Source organism: Plantactinospora sonchi (genome assembly GCF_036422035.1).
In the GTDB taxonomy this organism is placed as follows: domain Bacteria; phylum Actinomycetota; class Actinomycetes; order Mycobacteriales; family Micromonosporaceae; genus Plantactinospora; species Plantactinospora sonchi.
Map to the genome: position 1 here is coordinate 202,579 of NZ_JAZGQK010000021.1, position 15,748 is coordinate 218,326.

Consider the following 15,748-nt stretch of genomic DNA (forward strand, 5'->3'; position numbering starts at 1 on the left):
CCGCCGCGCTCGGGGCCTACCCGATCATGGCTGGGAGGTAGAACGTTCTGTCTTGACGAATGGGCGGGGAGTCGGCATGCTTGGCGAGACAGAACGTTCGTTCTACCCATGGTGTTCCCGGCCGTGTTCGCCGGTCGCGGTCCCCCTGGTAACCACCGAAAGGATCACCATGACCACCGTTGCCGCACCCGGCATCACGACGACGGCGTCCACCCTGCGGCGGCTGTACTTCGTGCGCTTCGCGTTCGCCATCCTCTGGGCCCTGGTGATGTTCACGACCGCCGAGCACCTCGGTCCGCTCGCCATGACGCTGCTCGTGCTCTACCCGCTGTTCGACGTGGCCGCCGCCGTCACCGACGCCCGTGCGTCGCGCGCCACCGGATCCCCCGTCCTGCTGTACCTGAACGTCGTGGTCAGCCTGATCGCCGCGGTCGGCCTGGCCTTCGCCGGCGTCTCCGGCATACCGGCGGTCCTGCGGGTGTGGGGTGCCTGGGCGGTCCTGGCCGGGCTGATCCAGCTGATCGTGGGTGTCACCCGCCGCAGGATGGGCGGCCAGTGGCCGATGATCATCAGTGGTGGTCTCTCCGTGCTCGCCGGTGGGTCGTTCATCGCGACCGCGTCCGCGGACAACCCCACGCTGACCAACGCGATCGGCTACGCCATCCCCGGCGCCATCTTCTTCCTCATCTCGGCCATCCGTCTCGGTCGGGCGGCGAAGGAGAACTGACCTGGGGGCGCCGCCCTCACCCAGGCGGTCACCACGACTCGTCCAGGGCAGCGTGCCGTCCGTGCACGCTGCCCTCCGTACGGGGACATTTGTCCAAGACCTGGTGACGGCGGGCGCTGCATCATCGCCTGCATGACCGCGTACGACGTCGCGCACCCACACGGCCTGCACGTGGCCCACGACGGCCCACGGCAGGCACCGCCCCTGCTGCTCGTCCACGGATCCGGGTTCTCGGGCAGTTCCTGGAGCCCGATGGTCCCGGCACTCGCCAGCCACCGTCACGTCATCCGGGTCGACCTCCCAGGCTGTGGCAAGTCCCCGCCCGCGCCGTCGTACGCGGTGTCCGCGCAGGCGGGGCGGGTGGCGGCGGTCCTCGACGACCTCGGCCTCCGGCAGGTCCCCGTGGCCGGACACTCCAGCGGCGGCTACGTCGCGACCGCGCTGGCCGAAGAACGTCCCGAGCTGGTGGGATCACTCGCGTTGATCAGTACCGGGCCGAGTGGCGAAGCGCTGCTCCCGCAGCCGGCCCTCCTCCGGGTCCTGCTGGCCCCGCCCTTCGGACCACTGCTCTGGGCGAGGCGTACGGACGCCATGATCCGCAGGGGGATAAGCCTGACCTGCGTTCGGCCGGTGGAGATCCCGGACGACCTGGTCGCCGACGTACGCCGCATCACGTACCGGGCGATGCGGGGAGTGCTGCGGGCCAACACCGGGTACCTCGCCGAGCGGAGTGTGCCGGAGCGCCTCGCCGCCCTCGACGTTCCGGTACTGGTGATCTTCGGCGCCGCCGACCCGCGCTGGGATCCGGCGTCGGCACGCCGGTACGACGCGGTGCCGCACGCCCGGGTCGAGATGCTGCCCGGCGTCGGACACATCCCCATGCTGGAGGCGGCCGGGGCGACCAGCGAACTCCTGCTGGGCTTCCTGGCACCGGCTGCGGACACCCCGCCGGTCAGCCGACACGCCTAAACTCGTCACGTGGTGTCGACCGGGGCATCGCCCGACTGGGCGTCGGTGGAGATCGCGGTCCCGCGCTCGGCGGTCCCGCTGCCGGGGATCAGCATGGCCGGGTTCCACCAGCGCGTCCCCGCGCTCGTGGAGATCGCCATGGTCGCGCACCCGGCCGTCACCCTGCTCGTCGACCTGAGCGGAGGCGAATCCCTCGCCTACCGGGCCGGTGGCCGGCGCGAGCGCGGCAGCGTTGTCATCGGACTCGCCCCCGGCGACCTTTGGACGAGCGGCTCCGGGGTCGGCGAGTGCCTCCAGATCCGGCTGGAACCGGTCGCGGCGGCGGCGGTGTTCGGCGCGTCGACCGAACTCGGCGGGACGGTGGTAGCCCTGGACAACCTCTGGGGCCGGGACGCGGGGCAGGTCGAGGAGAGGCTGCGCGCCGCCGCGTCATGGGACGAGCGCTTCAGGCTCGCGGTGGAGTTCCTCGGCCGGCGGCTGGACCTGAACGCCCGCCGCCCCGTCGACCCGGAGGTGGTCCAGGTCTGGCGACGGACGCTCGCCAGCCGGGGCCGGGTACGCGTCGAGGGTCTGGCGGACGAGGTCGGCTGGAGCCGTAAGCGGCTGTGGTCCCGGTTCCGGTCCCAGCTCGGCATCACCCCCAAACACGCCGCCCGACTGGTGCGGTTCGACCACGCCGCGCACCTGCTCGTCGCGGGGCACGCCGCCGCCAGCGTCGCCGCCGAGAGCGGGTACGTCGACCAGTCCCACCTGCACCGCGACGTCAGGGCGTACGCCGGGAGCACGCCCTCGGCCCTGGCCGTGGCGCCGTGGCTCGCGATCGACGACGTCGCCTGGCCCGCGTCGTCACCGGTCCGGTCTCCGTAGGTCGTCGGCCGCCCACCTGGCGAGAGGACTCGGTGGTGGTGGAGGCATTCGAGGCCGCCCCTGCTCACCTCCCGGGCAGGTCGGTCAGCCAGCGCTCCAGATCTGCCGGGTGCCGGAACAGCAGCACCGGCGGCCCGGACGGGTCGGCCTGCCACGCCCGCATCCGCCGCCGCATCCGACCGAACCCGGTCAGGTGCCACACCAGGATCGACTCCGCTGACAGCACGCTGTGCCACGACTCACGGTTGCCGTTGCAGATCTCCTCGCCGCTGACCACCCGACGGACGGTGCGGCGCAGCAGCCAGCCGAAGGAGAGCCACCGCGGATAGTCCAGGCCGACGACCAGGTCGGCGCGGGCCAGCGGCACATCCCGCCACCCGTGGTACGCGCCGTCCAGGATCCAGTGGTCCCGCCGACAGATCTGCGCGATCCGGTTGCGCTGCTCGGCGACCGGCACCTCGACCCAGCCGGGCTCCCAGAGCAGGTCGTCGACCGGATACCAGGGCAGGCCGAGGCGGGTGGCCAGCCGCGCCGCCAGGGTGGATTTGCCGGAGCCGTGGACTCCGTAGATCAGGACGCGGGACGGAACCGTCATCGCGGAAAGCGTACGTACGGTACGGGCCCCTGTCGCCGGTGGTCGGGCGCCGGACCGCCGGGCGGGCGCCCCGCGCGCCCCCGTCGCCGGGTGGATCGCGTGGGTTGCCACGCTCGTCACAGCCGGCAACCGCTCACCCGCCGCTTCTCCTCTGCTTAGATCGTTACGACGATCAGAGAAGGAGCGGTACGCCGTGACGCCAGAGCTTCAGGAGCAGGAAGAACGCCTCCAGTTCGACCGCTTCGACCATGACGACGCCTGGGAACTGGGCAGTCTCCTGGTCGGGCTGGCCAGGAGGCGCGGGTTGGCGGTCACCGTCGACATCCGCCTCGGCGACCACCAACTCTTCCACTGCGCGCTCGCCGGCACCACGGCCGACAACGACGACTGGATCGAACGCAAGATCCGTGTCGTCCGCCGGTTCGGACACAGCTCCTACCTCGTCGGCCAGCGTCCCCGTGACCGTGGCACCACCTTCGAGGAGGAGAATCCGCACCTCGAACCGGCCCGGTACGCCGCGCACGGCGGCTGCTTCCCGATCATCCTCAGGGGCACCGGCCCGGTCGGCACCGTCACCGTCTCGGGCCTGCCCCAGGTCGACGACCACCGCCTCGTCGTCGAGGCCCTCGGCCTGTTCCTGGAGTCCAGGGACCCCGGGAAGCGGGCTGGCGGATAAGCCCCGCTCGGCGACTGTGACGGGGAGGATGACGGGCGACCGGGGAACCCTCGCGGCGCGGCGGACCTAGCGGGCCGTGGCGCGGTAGAACACGTAGCCGCCGAACCAGGCCCTCCCACGACCGTTCTCCGCGACGCCGGTCAGGCCGGCATCGGTCAGCGCGGCCAGCACCTGGTCGGGGCGGCTGTCCGAGACACCCGGACTGTGGTGGCCCCGACCCGCTTTCCGTCCGGACGGCGTGCTGTCGACGTCAACCACGTGCAGCTCGCCGCCGGGACGCAGCACCCGGCCGACCTCACGCAGGGCGCGTGTCCGCTCCTCCTCGGCGAGGTGGTGCAGCATGAACGCGGACAGGACCCGGTCGAAGCTGTCGTCGGGCACCGGCAGTTCACCGGCGAACGCGCGCTCGTACCGGATCGGTTGTCTGATCCGGGCCGCCTTGCGGCGGGCGCGGCGCAACGCGGCCGGGTCCGGGTCGATGCCGAGTGCGTCGACGTCCAGGTGGCGACGTCCGAGCGACCGCAGCAGGTTGCCGGTGCCACAGCCGATCTCCAGAAGTTGCTGGCCACCGCGAAGATCCGCGCGGTCCAGAAGCTGTTCGTGAATGCGTCCGACGCCCGCGAGCCGGGTGAACGGATCGTAGAGGGGCAGCAGCCAGTGTCTGCCCATGGCAGGCAGGTAGTGCTGCTCGCTACTGGGATTGGCCTGTCCGGTCATGTCACGCTCCGGTATCCGATGAAGTTCGGTCGTACTCTCAGCCTCATGCGGCACGTCGAGACGGACAATGGCGGAACTGTGGGCAGGATGCGACGAAGTTCGGTTCCGGCACCTCGCTCCGTCGGGGTGACCGGGCAGGGTGTGCCGGTCATCGGCTTCGGCCACGTACCCGGGATCGCCCCGGTCGCGGTGGCCCGTGTCCCCGCGGGCGTGCCGGGCGTCGGCCCGGCCGGCGGTGACGCGCACGCGCACGACTTCCTGGTGCTCTTCTACGCGCACCTGGCCGACGGGACGGTGCTGATCGACGGCCGGACGTGGACGGTGGCCGACGGGGACCTGTTCGTCATCGCACCCGGGCAGGTCGTCTCCTTCGACGACCCACACGAGGAGGTGGCCGCCGACGGCTGGGTGGTGTGGTTCCCGACCGACGTGGTCCGACCCGGGATGGCCGGGGCCTACTCGTCATGGCGGACACACCCGTTGCTCCTCCCGTTCGCGCGCGGCACCGACCGGGCGCAGCGGCTGCGCATCCCGCAGGCCGACCGGGCGGGCTGGTTCGAACGCTTCGCCGCGCTCGACGCCGAGCTACGGGCCCGGCGCGACGGCCACCAGGAAGCCGCCCTCGCCCACCTGACCCTGCTACTGGTGGCTGCGGCCCGGCTGTCGACCAACGTCGCCGACCAGTTGCGGTCCTCGGACGAGCCGCTCCTCGCGGCCGTCTTCGACACCATCGAGCAGCGCTACCACGAGCCCATCTCGCTCGCCGACGTCGCCGCCGAACTCGCGCTCACCGCCGGTCACCTCACCACCGTGGTACGTCGCAAGACCGGCCGGACCGTGCAGCAGTGGATCGCGCAGCGCCGCATGCAGCAGGCCCGACTGCTGCTTGCCGAAACCGATCTGACCGTCGCGGCGGTCAGCCGCCGGGTCGGCTACCCCGACGTCAGTTACTTCATCAAACGTTTCCGCGCCGAACACCGGGTGACCCCGACGCAGTGGCGTGACGCCGCCCAGCGGGGGAGCCGCGGTCCTCGTCGCGGTGCGCTCAGCCGTCGGTAACTGGCTGGCTGGTGGACGGTGGTGTTTGCGCCGTGGCCAGTATCCGGAAGCACGGGCGAAGCAGCTCGATGATCTGGTCAGGCGAGGCGTCGGCGAGTCGGCCGAGTCGAAGCAGGTAGCGCTCAATGATCACGCCGTGGACGATTGCGCTGAGCAGGCTGGCGCGCAGTTCGGCGTCGGCGGTGGGGATTGCTGCGGTGATCTGGCTGAGCTGGGGCTCGGCTGCGGCCCGGTACCGGTCGGCGGCGTCGGTGTTGGTGAGCATGGAGCGCAGGACGGCCAGCGAGGCCACCGGCTCGCCGTCCAGGCGCTTGGCCAACGAGGCGAGCAACGCCTCGGTCACCTGTTCGGTGGTGCCGCCGGGCAGCTCGTCGGCGGGTAGCGTCGCGGCCCGCGAGAAGAGTTCGTCCTTTGTGCCGAAGTAGTGCATGACCAGGCCGGCGTCGACGCCAGCCACCTTGGCCACAGCACGGATGGTGGTGCGGTCGTAGCCGAGTTCGGCGAACATCTGGCGGGCTGCGGCGAGGATGTTCTCCTCGGTCTGGCGGCGTTGCTGCGCCCGGGTCGGTCTGGCGCTCGGATCGGTCACCTGCTCATTCTACGGCTGTTGACAGAGGTGATCCTTGGTTCTACGGTCGTTCAATCAACGTGTGTTCAGTGAAGTGGGGAGCGATGGCCGTCACCGTCACGTCACGCGAGATCGTCAGGCAGATGCTTCGAGCGGGCCGCGAAACGGATATCGAGACGTTTGTGGGTCTGATGGCACCCGACGGCTACCTCGAGTGGCCGTACCGGCCGCCGGGCGTGCCCGCGCGGTTGCGGGGCCGCGCGGAGATTCGCAGGCATCTGACCGAGGTGGCCAACGGGTTCGTCAGATTCGACGAGTACTGCGACGTGGTGATGCACGAGACCACCGATCCGGAGGTGGTCATTGTGGAGTACGAAGCGCACGGAACCGTTGTCCCGACTGGCGCGCCGATCCAGCAGACGGTCATTGCCGTATTCCGGGTCCGGGACGGTCAGGTCCTGTCCTACCGCGACTACATCAACCCGATCCCTCTGGTAGAGGCGCTCGCCAGCATCACCGGCACGTAACAACACGGACGGACACCAGTGGATGCCGCCGCACGGCCGGCACATGTCGGGCCCTGTGTCCACCTTGGCGCCCGGTCACGCGGCATGAGCGGCTGGCGGAAACGGGTTGCCGGCAGGTAAGGCCGATGTCATCCTCCGCCGTGATGACGACACAAGACGAACTTCTGCTCCTGCACGACCAGCAGGTACGGGGGACCATCGCCGCGCGGCTTCCCAAGACCTGGAAACCGTCGTGGGACGGACCCGTCCTGCAGGTCGTCACCCCCGCGCGCGGGTTCGCCTTCGCCCAGGACCTCGATGGTCTCAGCGTCGAAGAACTTGACGCGCTCATCGGTCGGGTACGGGATCGTAGCGCGGCGTGCGGCCAAGCCGTCGAGTGGAAGACGTACGGCCACGACCGGCAGGATCTCACCGAGCGGCTGCGGCTGGCCGGGTTCGCCCCGGAGGCCGAAGAGACGGTCGTCGTCGGTCTGGCGACCAACCTGACCGCCGCAGGCGAAGTCCCCGACGGGATCACTGTCCGCCCGACGACGGATTCGGCCGACCTACGCCGGATCGCGGCCATGGAGTCCGAGGTGTGGGGCGTCGACTGGTCCTGGCTGGCCGATGACCTACGCGACCGGATCTCCTCGGCCCCGGAGAACATCGTCGTACTCGTCGCGGAGGCTGCGGGCGAAGTCGTGTCGGCCGCCTGGCTGGTCATCCTTCCCGGCACGGACTTCGCCGCGCTGTGGGGCGGATCGACGCTCGCACAGTGGCGGCGAAAGGGCATCTACCGTGCGCTGGTCGCCCGCCGCGCGCAGCTCGCCACCGAGCGGGGCGTCACGTACCTCCTGGTCGACGCGTCGAAGGACAGTAGCCCCGTTCTGCAACGCCTCGGTCTACAGGTGGTCACGACCACCACCCCATGGGTATGGAGTCCGACCACCCCTCTGCCCTCCGCGTAACGCACTATCGAGCCCAGGTTTGCCGGGTTCAGGACGCTCGCCATACTGCCCCGAACCGCGCCGTGGCCACTGGCGGGTGGAATCGGCTCAGCGTTTCTCCACCCCGGCCGGTGCCGGCGCGGTGACCTCGGCCCGTGCCGTAGCCGTCGAAGGTGAACTTCACGTCGAACGCAGGAACGAGCCCGGATTCAGTTTCCCTGGCTGCCCGTGGCGCCCCACCGGGGCCAGGGTGTGATCGATTGCCTGCGCGATCAATCTGCCTGCTTGCTCGACGTGCTGTCCGGCCTGCCGCATCTGGGCAATCACTTCACCGAGCATCAGCGACCCTTTGGTAGGGCCCCGGCAACGGAGTGCGCAGGTATTGGCGACCGTAGCCCATATGCCAGGTTTCTTGCTGCCCGCGTAACGGCGTACGCCTCCGCAAGGTCCGGAGGCGTACGCCGCGCGGTGTGAGGTCGGTCAGTGGGGGAGGAAGCCGGTCTTGACGGCGACGACGAAGGTGGTCCAGTCGTCCGGTGCGAAGGTCAGGACGGGCCCGGTCGGGTCCTTGCTGTCGCGGAGCCCGACGATGCCGGGCAGGTTGTCGGCGACTTCGACGCAGTCACCGCCGTTGTCACCGCTGCGGGTGCTCTTGTGCCAGCGTGCGCCGGTCAGGTCAGTCATGTCGGGCCTCACTGATGAGTGCGGTGAGCATGTCCTTCGATTGTGTCTCACCGAGCGCGAGCGTGGTCAGTCCGCTCCACGCGTGTTCGTAGGCGGCCAGTTCCTCCGGCCGGTCGAGGTAGATCGCCCCGGTCAGCGCCTCGCTGTAGACGACCGACGGCTCGGGGACGACGCGCACCTTGCTGCCGGGCGGAAAGTCGAGGATCACGAACGATCCCGCGATCGAGCCGGGGTGTGGGCCGGCGGCCAGCGGCAGCACCCGCAGCGACACGTTCGGCAGTTGGGCCACCTCCAGCAGGTGGCGGAGTTGATCGATCATCACGTCCGGTCCGCCGACGGGCCGGCGCAGCGCCGCCTCGGAGAGCACCGTCTCCAGCCCGGGCGGCTTCGGCAGTCGCCGGGTCAGCAGAGACTGCCGCTGCAACCGGACCTCGACTGCCCGCTCCCGCTCGTCGTCACCGAGCTTTCCGCCGAGGCGATACAGCGCGTGTGCGTACTCCTTGGTCTGGAACAGGCCCGGGATCAGCGTTTCGTCGTAGCGGCGAAGATGTGAGGCGGCGGCTTCCAGCCCGAGGTACATCTCGAACCAGCTCGGGATGGAGTCGCCGTACGCATGCCACCAGCCCTTTGACTTGGTCTCGGTGGCGAGGCCGCACAGCACCTCGACCATCCTCGGTGTGACGCCGTACAGCTCGCACATCGCCCGCACGTCGAGCAGTCGAACCGCGCTGAGTCCATTCTCGATCCGCCAGATCTTCTGGCGGCTGTATTCGAGCGCCTCGGCGGCGGCGTCCATGGTGACGCCCGCCTCGGTGCGGTACTGCCGCAGCAGCCGGCCGAGCTGGCGTCGGGGCACCGTCGAGCCGATCTCCTCTGCCATCTGATCTCCCCAGTTCCGTCGGACAACACTTCGGGGCAGGCCCGCGCAACACTTCGCGGTTGCGGCGAAGAAAGTCGGCACCGGCCCCTGACTTTCTTCGCCGGAACGTTGCGCGCCCCCATCGGACTGCTCCAGGATGACGTCCAATGGTCGTGGATGTCGATACATTTGCCTAGCTGTTGTTTGATGGTGATCGGAGCGGCCCTGCCGTCGCACCGCCGAGGTGCGGGTGCGCTGACAGGTGCCTTGGGGTGGTCCGCCCGTTCGCGGCGGGCGGGTGGGCCGCCCCGTCCAACCCGAACTGAAGAGAGGCAGGCCCGTCGTGCGTGTGGTGTTACCTCGGATCCGTCGGCCCAAGCCGTTTGAGCGGAAGCGGCATGACGGCGGCTACTACCGGTCGGCGGCGTACCTGCCGTTGCGGCCGTGGCAGGTGCGGGACCGGCGGTTCCGGTTCGCCCGGGTCGGGCAGCGCGGCTTCGACCAGGCCGAGGTCCGCGCGTTTCTCGCCCAGGTCGCCGACGACCTGGCCGCCGCGTACGACGCGGTGGCCCACAGCCGGCAGGAGACGGCGCGGATCAAGGACGCGTTGCGGCGTTGGCAGTCCGAGCAGGCCGGCACGGTGGGTGAGCGGGGGCGACCCTGATGCGGTACGTCATCCAGCTCCCCGTCACCGCCGCCAACCTGCACACCGCGATCCGGCTGGCCCGGGTGGTGGCCCGGACGCTGCGTTTCCTGCCGCGCATCGACCCCCGGGCCACCACCGTCGTCGAGGACGGTGATCCCGGCGTACGACATCGGGTCTTCTGCGATCTGACGCTGCCGGGCGGTCGGGGTTGCCTGCTGCGGGCCGGCCACGACGGCGGGTGTTCCCGCCGCCTCCGACGTTCCCGCGTCACCCCTGTCGACCTGTGAAACCGGAGGAGTAGTCCGTGCGCCTGGTGATGACACTGGTAGCGGTCGGGGTGCTCGGCTTCGCCGCCGGTCTGTTCCTGTTCAGGGTCAAGTCGAGGTGGTGCCCGCAGTGCGGCGCCCGACTCGGATGCCCCGACTGCCGTGGTCGTGTCCCGCACCCGTACCTGCGCAACAGCCGCCCCGGTGGCTGGCAGTGAACCCACCGCCGGCGTACCCGATGCTCCTGCCCGCCGTCGTCGTCACCGGCAAGGCACGGCGGCGGGCAGGGCCCCAGATGGCGGCGAGGTGCCGGTCACGGTAGGGGTCGTCGGCATGGACGAGCGGCCGGGCGCGAAACCGTACCCGATCATCGTCCGCGCCACCGCACTGCGTCAGCCGCGGTTCGTACGCCCTGGTTCGCCCCTGGTCGGGTTTGAGAAGATCGGCGCGAGGACTCTCGGAGCGGGCCGTGCGTTAGCGTCGGGAGGCTCGCGATCAGTTTCCCGGAGGGAGAGTCTGTGACGCTGGAACAGGGGTCGATCTTCGCTGGGTACTCCGTGGAGCGGCTCATCGGGGCAGGTGGCACCGGCGAGGTGTACGCCGCGCGGCACCCCCGACTGTCGCGTAGAGACGCCCTCAAGGTCCTGCCCGTGGGTGGCGAGAACGATTCGGGATACCGGGCGCGGTTCGAGCAGACCGTTGACGCGGTCGCCAGATTGCGGCATCCGAACATCGTGGCGGTTCACGATCGGGGCGAATTCGACGGGCGACTGTGGATAGCGATGGATCTCATCGACGGCCGATCGGTGGCGGAGATCATCCGCACTACCCCCACAGGGCTTCCGCCGGCGCAGGTCAGCCACATCGCGGTGGTGATGGCCAGCGCACTGGACTACGCCAACAGCTGCGGTGTGCTTCATCGCGACGTCCGACCCGCCAACATCCTGGTTACCTCCCAGGGACACGTAGCACTGACCAATTTCGGCATCTCGGGGTTGGCACTCGACGAGACGGTCCCGTCCGGCTCCGGGGTGACAGTGGATACGGTGAGTTACTCATCACCCGAACAGCTTCAGGGCGGCCACGTCGACGGACGGTCCGACCAGTATTCCCTGGCATGCACCGTGTTTCGCCTGCTCACCGGTCATGATCCGTACGAGAACGCCAATCCGGTCGCCGTCATCGCGGGACATCTGGGACAGCCGGTGCCGTCCGTGCGACGGTTTCACCCACAGTTGCCTCCGACGGTCGACGCGGTCCTCGCGCGTGCCATGGCCAAGGATCCGGGTCACCGCTACCCGTCCTGCACCGAATTCGCCAACTCGCTCGCGGCGAGCCTCGCCAGCGCTCCGGGCTTGGTCGCGTACCAACAACCAGCCGGCCCGTCGCCGGTCACCCCCCAGCCCATGCCTGCCGACCGGGGCCAGCCGGGTGGCCCGATCCAGTCGGTTCGGCCCGGGCGGCCGACACGTGGCCGGTGGGCGATAGTCGGCGCGGCGCTGGCGGCCTGCCTCGTCCTGGTCACGGCGGTGGTGCTCGTCGTCAGGCTGAGCGGTTCGAGGGACGCCATGGCATGGGACGACACCCTGTACCCGCAGGAGATCCCGTCGATATTCCGCATGCAGTTGCGCGACGAACTCCTTGCGCTGACGTCCCGTCCGCCGAAGCTGTCGTGGACGGCCGAGGTCCGGGGCGGCCAAGCCAACATCGTCGGCGGTGACTCCAGCGTTGTCGTGCTTCAGTCTGGTACGTCCCTGCTGGGCCTCGACATGCGCACCGGCGCGGCGCGCTGGCCCTCCGTCGACCTGCACGACACCGTGGCGTCGTGCGCCGTCCGGGAGAACCGGATCGGATGTGTCGCACCGGCCCGCAACGGGTCGGACTCCACGGTCTTCATCCTGGACACCGGTCGTGGCGAAATCATCGAGACGGTGAAGGTCCCCAATCGGGATCTGCGCTCGATGGTCGTCGCCGGCGATCGGTTCATCGCCCTGACGGACATCCCCGACGACGGGGGGTTCGCCGCCGGCTACACCACCGAGGGCGACCAGCTGTGGACACGCGAGGGACACGACGAGATGTACGTGTCGGCCGGTCGGGGGCTGCTGGTCGACACCGCTCACGACGCCGACGAGGTCGTGTTCGTCAACACCGCGGACGGCCGTGAGGTGCTCAGGTCCACCCGGGTGGTAGATGAACGCGATCTGGCCTGGAACATCTTCCGTGACGGCATCGCAATCCAGAATCAGGACTGGACCGGTACCGACATCTACGATCTGAACGGGCAGAAAAAGTCGTCCGTGGCCGGGTGGGAACCGGCGGCTTACCAGAACCGTTACGCTGCCGCCTCGCCGATTCCGCTGCTCGTCCGACTTGGCGGTAGCGCCCCGCACTATCCGGACAGGAGTACGGTCGCTGCGGCGAATCCGGAGACGGGACATCTGCTGTGGCGGATATCCGGGCCGGAGCTGTCGACGGCGATGGCGACAGTGGCCGACAAACTCGTCATGCAGGTGGCCGCCCCGGGCGCCTCCGGTGACTCCACGGCCTCTGCGGAGCCGACAGGTCAGGAGTTCGTCCGCGTGTACGACTGCATCACCGGCGAACCCCTGTCGTCGCCGATCGACATGACGAGGAGCACCGCCGTGGAACCGTACTGGATCGAGTCGGACGGTGACCAACTCGTCTACACCTACGTCGAGAACCGTCCGGAAACGCCGTACGTCGTGGTCGGATACGACATCACATCAGGCCAGCGGGAGTGGGAGCTGCCACTGAAGAACGGTCCTGAATACACCGGCGGTGCTATCGTCGCCGCCACCGGTCCGGAGGCGGTCAGTCTTTTCAGGTGAGGCCCGGGGCCTCACCGACGAACGCGCCCAGGCCATCCCGATCTTCGAGGAGCGGCTGCCGCTGCGTGAGGTGATCCGCCGCCGCGTCTTTCAGGAGGTCGCGGAGCAGGCGCGTCTAACACTTCGGCGAGGCCTCCGCGACGCTGGACGACACGTCCGGGACGGTCAGTGTCACGGTCACCTGCTGGCGCAGCACTCGCCGTCGTCCTCAGCAAGGCACTCATGCTGGCCAGGGACATCCAGATCACCGACCCTACGATCATCCAACAACTGCGGTGTTGACCCGGTCGTCGTGATCGTCGTTGCGGGGAGGCTGCCCGCAACGGTATTCCGCTGCCAGCCGGTGAGACCGGGTATCAGGAGGCGACCGGTGCGAGCGCGCCCCAGCCGTCCGGCACCGGCAGCCCGGCCGCCCGTCGGGCCAGCACGGCGGCACCGACCTGGGCGGCGGTCGCGCCGAACGCCGACGGCAGCAGTTCGGGCGCGTCCCGCCAGGCGAGCGCCGCGGCCAGCGCCTTGCGTACCGGGCCGAAGAGCTGCTCACCGGCCTGGGCGAGCCCGCCACCGAGGACGATCCTGGCCGGGTCGAGGGTCAGGGTGAGGGTGGCCAGCGCGAGTCCCAGCGCCTCGGTCGCGTCGTCCCAGACCGACCGGGCCAGCGGGTCGGTCTCGTACGCCTCGGCGATCGCCCGACTGTCCAGCCCCGGAGCACCGCCGAGGCGTACGTAGCGGCGGGCCAGGCCACCGGCGGAGGCGTACACCTCCAGGCAGCCGCGTTGCCCGCAGCTGCACGGCTCGCCGCCCGGGTGGACCGGCATGTGCCCGACCTCCCCGGCCGACCAGGTGGTTCCCGGCACCGGCAGGCCGTGCACCACGACGGTGGCGGCGATCCCGGTGCCGAGCGGCAGCAGCAGGAAGTTGTCCAGCCCACGGCCGGCGCCGGCGACCGCCTCGGCGATTCCGGCCGCCCGCGCGTCGTGCCCGACCGCGACCGGCAGCCCGAGGTCGTCGCCGATCAGCGCGCGCAGCGGCACGTCGCGGAACCGGATGTTGGAGGCGTACCGGACCACGCCGGCGGCCTCGTCGATGATGCCCGGGGTCACCACCCCGATCCCGGCCGGAGTGGCGCCGAGCGTGAGCGCGTCGTCGCGGAGCCGTCGGCACAGCACGCGGACCGCCTCCACCGGATCGGCGCCGTCCGCCACCCGCGACGGCACCACCACCGTGTGCCGGAGCCGGCCCGTTCCGTCGACGATCGATCCCTTCATCGTGGTACCGCCGACGTCGACGGCGAGCACGGAACCGTCCGCCTCGGGGCCGGTCACCGGAGTCACCGGGTCACCACGGCCAGGTCGGCGGTGAAGTCGCGGTCCAGCGGGAAGACCGGCCGGAGCACCCGCTCGTACGGCAGCCGGACGAGATCCTGGTCGACGCCGCCCGGGGTGAGCGCCAGCCGCCAGTCACCGGACGCCTCGAACAACTCGGGTTCCAGGTAGCCGATCTTGACCACCACGACGTCGACCTGGTCGACCGCGACCCCCAGCCGGGCGTACGACGACAGCAGCCGGTACTGCATCCGGCGCGAGGTGACGAAGACACTGAGTCCGCCGACCCGGACGCTGACGCACCGTCCACCGTCGGGGTCCTCGGCGACCGCCTCCAGGGTGCCCTTCAGCTCCAGCGGTCCCGGGTCGCGTGGGTCGATCCGGCCGCCGACCCGTACCTCGACCGGGGAACCGATCGGCTGGTCGGCGACGTGGGCCACCGCCTCCGGGTCGACGAGTGAGGCGTACACCGCCCGGATGGCGCCGTCGGAGATCTCCGGGCGGGCCAGCATCCGGTCGAGTGCGAAGGTGACGTCGTCGGCGCCGCCGGCTCCCGGATTGTCTCCGGAGTCGCTGATGAAGAACGGCCGCCGGGTCGGTTCGGAGATGGCGCCGAGTGCGGTGTCCAGGCACTCGTCCATCGAGCCGGTGGGGGCGACGAAGGTGAACTCGTCGCGGGCCGCCCAGAAGCGTTCGCCGAGTTCCCGGGCGGCCTCGGCGGTCGCGGTCGGGTCGGTGCCGGTGGCGACCACGGCGCCCCGGCAGCGCGGCTGGTCGGCCCAGGCGAAGCCGACCCAGATCGCCGCGTCGATGACCCCGTCGCGGGCCTCGACGTCGGGGATCCGGCCGTAGAGGCTCCGGGCCGGCTCGTCCCGGGTGCTGGTCATCTCGCCCGGCAGCAGGATCGGTACGTGCACCAGCGCCTTGTGCGGCCGTTCCTCCCGACGCAGCGCCTCGACCAGGTTAAGGGCCGCCCGCTCCCGGGTCTCCCAGACGTCGACGTGCGGCGCGGTGCGGTAGCAGGTGAGCAGGTCGCAGTTGTCGAAGAGGACGTGCGAGACGTTGCCGTGCAGGTCCATCGCGGCGGAGATGAACGGCTCCGGGCCGATCTGCGCCCGGATCGCGGTGACCAGGTCGCCCTCGGCGTCGTCCCGGCCGACGACGCTCATCGCGCCGTGGATGTCCAGCAGCATCCCGTCCACCGGGCCCGCCTCGGCCAGCTTCTCCACGATCTCGGTGGCCCAGGCGTCGTACGTCGACGGCTCGACCGCGCCGCCGGGCAGCGCCCGGGCGTGCACGAGCGGGATCCACTCGACATCGGCGGCCCAGGCGGCGACGGGGGAGAGCCAGGCGTACCGGGCGAGCAGCGCGTCGCCCCGGGTGACCTCGAAGTCGTGGGCGGTGCTCAGATGCGGCGAGAACGTGCTGGACTCGATGTGGATGCCGCCGATGGCGACGCGGAGGGGACGGGGCACGGGTGATGGC

Annotated in this window: 20 protein-coding genes; 12 read left to right on the forward strand and 8 right to left on the reverse strand. The window is 70.3% G+C overall.

Annotated features, from left to right (window positions below; translation table 11 throughout):
• The first annotated feature begins 169 nt into the window (after positions 1-169).
• The 3 genes from V1633_RS24230 (at position 170) to V1633_RS24240 (ending at position 2,563) form a co-directional block, all read left to right on the forward strand.
• On the forward strand, positions 170-727 hold the full coding sequence (locus tag V1633_RS24230) for a hypothetical protein (protein WP_331216679.1): 558 nt from the start codon (positions 170-172) through the stop codon (positions 725-727).
• 132 nt (positions 728-859) lie between these two features.
• Positions 860-1,696 (forward strand): alpha/beta fold hydrolase, encoded by an 837-nt coding sequence (locus V1633_RS24235; RefSeq protein ID WP_331216680.1) that lies wholly within the window; start codon positions 860-862, stop codon positions 1,694-1,696.
• Positions 1,697-1,705: 9 nt separating this feature from the next.
• Positions 1,706-2,563: an AraC family transcriptional regulator gene (locus tag V1633_RS24240; RefSeq protein ID WP_331216681.1), complete on the forward strand. Its 858-nt coding sequence runs from the start codon at positions 1,706-1,708 to the stop codon at positions 2,561-2,563.
• A 64-nt stretch (positions 2,564-2,627) separates the two neighbouring features.
• Here the strand turns inward: V1633_RS24240 and V1633_RS24245 are convergent, their stop codons facing one another.
• The gene (locus V1633_RS24245) at positions 2,628-3,158 is read right to left on the reverse strand and encodes a P-loop NTPase family protein (RefSeq protein WP_331216682.1); all 531 of its coding nucleotides are present in this window, start codon (positions 3,156-3,158) and stop codon (positions 2,628-2,630) included.
• Positions 3,159-3,351: 193 nt separating this feature from the next.
• Here V1633_RS24245 and V1633_RS24250 point away from each other — a divergent pair, with 193 nt between their 5' ends.
• Positions 3,352-3,834 carry a heme-degrading domain-containing protein gene (locus V1633_RS24250; protein WP_331216683.1) on the forward strand — a complete coding sequence of 161 codons (483 nt, stop codon included), beginning with the start codon at positions 3,352-3,354 and terminating at the stop codon, positions 3,832-3,834.
• A 66-nt stretch (positions 3,835-3,900) separates the two neighbouring features.
• Here V1633_RS24250 and V1633_RS24255 read toward each other — a convergent pair whose 3' ends face one another.
• Positions 3,901-4,551 (reverse strand): class I SAM-dependent methyltransferase, encoded by a 651-nt coding sequence (locus tag V1633_RS24255; protein WP_331216684.1) that lies wholly within the window; start codon positions 4,549-4,551, stop codon positions 3,901-3,903.
• A 141-nt stretch (positions 4,552-4,692) separates the two neighbouring features.
• On the opposite strand from V1633_RS24255, the gene V1633_RS24260 reads away from it, so the two are divergent.
• Positions 4,693-5,610, forward strand: coding sequence for an AraC family transcriptional regulator (locus V1633_RS24260; RefSeq protein WP_331216807.1), 918 nt, complete (start codon positions 4,693-4,695; stop codon positions 5,608-5,610).
• Here V1633_RS24260 and V1633_RS24265 read toward each other — a convergent pair.
• The gene (locus V1633_RS24265; RefSeq protein ID WP_331216685.1) at positions 5,597-6,199 is read right to left on the reverse strand and encodes a TetR/AcrR family transcriptional regulator; all 603 of its coding nucleotides are present in this window, start codon (positions 6,197-6,199) and stop codon (positions 5,597-5,599) included. The genes V1633_RS24260 and V1633_RS24265 overlap by 14 nt on opposite strands.
• A gap of 83 nt (positions 6,200-6,282) precedes the next feature.
• Between V1633_RS24265 and V1633_RS24270 the strand changes: the two genes are divergently transcribed.
• Together V1633_RS24270 and V1633_RS24275 are read left to right on the forward strand one after the other, a co-directional pair.
• On the forward strand, positions 6,283-6,705 hold the full coding sequence (locus V1633_RS24270) for a nuclear transport factor 2 family protein (RefSeq protein ID WP_331216686.1): 423 nt from the start codon (positions 6,283-6,285) through the stop codon (positions 6,703-6,705).
• Between the two features lie 143 nt (positions 6,706-6,848).
• Positions 6,849-7,652: a GNAT family N-acetyltransferase gene (locus V1633_RS24275; RefSeq protein ID WP_331216687.1), complete on the forward strand. Its 804-nt coding sequence runs from the start codon at positions 6,849-6,851 to the stop codon at positions 7,650-7,652.
• Positions 7,653-7,811: 159 nt separating this feature from the next.
• On the opposite strand, the gene V1633_RS24280 is transcribed toward V1633_RS24275, so the two are convergent.
• The 3 genes from V1633_RS24280 to V1633_RS24290 all read right to left on the reverse strand — a co-directional run bounded on the left by V1633_RS24280 (position 7,812) and on the right by V1633_RS24290 (position 9,195).
• A complete protein-coding gene (locus tag V1633_RS24280) occupies positions 7,812-7,970 on the reverse strand; it encodes a hypothetical protein (protein WP_331216688.1) in 159 nt (52 codons plus the stop codon).
• Between the two features lie 141 nt (positions 7,971-8,111).
• Positions 8,112-8,315 (reverse strand): DUF397 domain-containing protein, encoded by a 204-nt coding sequence (locus tag V1633_RS24285; protein WP_331216689.1) that lies wholly within the window; start codon positions 8,313-8,315, stop codon positions 8,112-8,114.
• Complete coding sequence (locus tag V1633_RS24290) at positions 8,308-9,195, reverse strand: helix-turn-helix domain-containing protein (RefSeq protein WP_331216690.1); 888 nt, start codon at positions 9,193-9,195, stop codon at positions 8,308-8,310. Before V1633_RS24290 ends, V1633_RS24285 begins: the two co-directional genes overlap by 8 nt.
• A 322-nt stretch (positions 9,196-9,517) precedes the next feature.
• On the opposite strand from V1633_RS24290, the gene V1633_RS24295 reads away from it, so the two are divergent.
• The 5 genes from V1633_RS24295 (at position 9,518) to V1633_RS37165 (ending at position 13,220) form a co-directional block, all read left to right on the forward strand.
• Positions 9,518-9,838 (forward strand): DivIVA domain-containing protein, encoded by a 321-nt coding sequence (locus V1633_RS24295; RefSeq protein ID WP_407952096.1) that lies wholly within the window; start codon positions 9,518-9,520, stop codon positions 9,836-9,838.
• Entirely contained in the window at positions 9,838-10,107 is a 270-nt protein-coding gene (locus tag V1633_RS24300; protein ID WP_331216691.1) for a hypothetical protein, read from the forward strand. The genes V1633_RS24295 and V1633_RS24300 overlap by 1 nt, the downstream gene beginning before the upstream one ends.
• A 17-nt stretch (positions 10,108-10,124) precedes the next feature.
• Positions 10,125-10,304, forward strand: a complete 180-nt coding sequence (locus tag V1633_RS24305) for a hypothetical protein (RefSeq protein WP_331216692.1) — start codon at positions 10,125-10,127, stop codon at positions 10,302-10,304.
• A gap of 300 nt (positions 10,305-10,604) precedes the next feature.
• Positions 10,605-12,938, forward strand: a complete 2,334-nt coding sequence (locus tag V1633_RS24310; RefSeq protein WP_331216693.1) for a protein kinase domain-containing protein — start codon at positions 10,605-10,607, stop codon at positions 12,936-12,938.
• Positions 12,939-13,106: 168 nt separating this feature from the next.
• Entirely contained in the window at positions 13,107-13,220 is a 114-nt protein-coding gene (locus V1633_RS37165) for a DUF7737 domain-containing protein (RefSeq protein WP_456238643.1), read from the forward strand.
• A 74-nt stretch (positions 13,221-13,294) separates the two neighbouring features.
• On the opposite strand, the gene V1633_RS24315 is transcribed toward V1633_RS37165, so the two are convergent.
• The gene (locus V1633_RS24315; RefSeq protein WP_331216694.1) at positions 13,295-14,272 is read right to left on the reverse strand and encodes an ROK family protein; all 978 of its coding nucleotides are present in this window, start codon (positions 14,270-14,272) and stop codon (positions 13,295-13,297) included.
• Positions 14,269-15,738 (reverse strand): M81 family metallopeptidase, encoded by a 1,470-nt coding sequence (locus V1633_RS24320; protein ID WP_331216695.1) that lies wholly within the window; start codon positions 15,736-15,738, stop codon positions 14,269-14,271. Before V1633_RS24320 ends, V1633_RS24315 begins: the two co-directional genes overlap by 4 nt.
• Positions 15,739-15,748 lie beyond the last annotated feature (10 nt).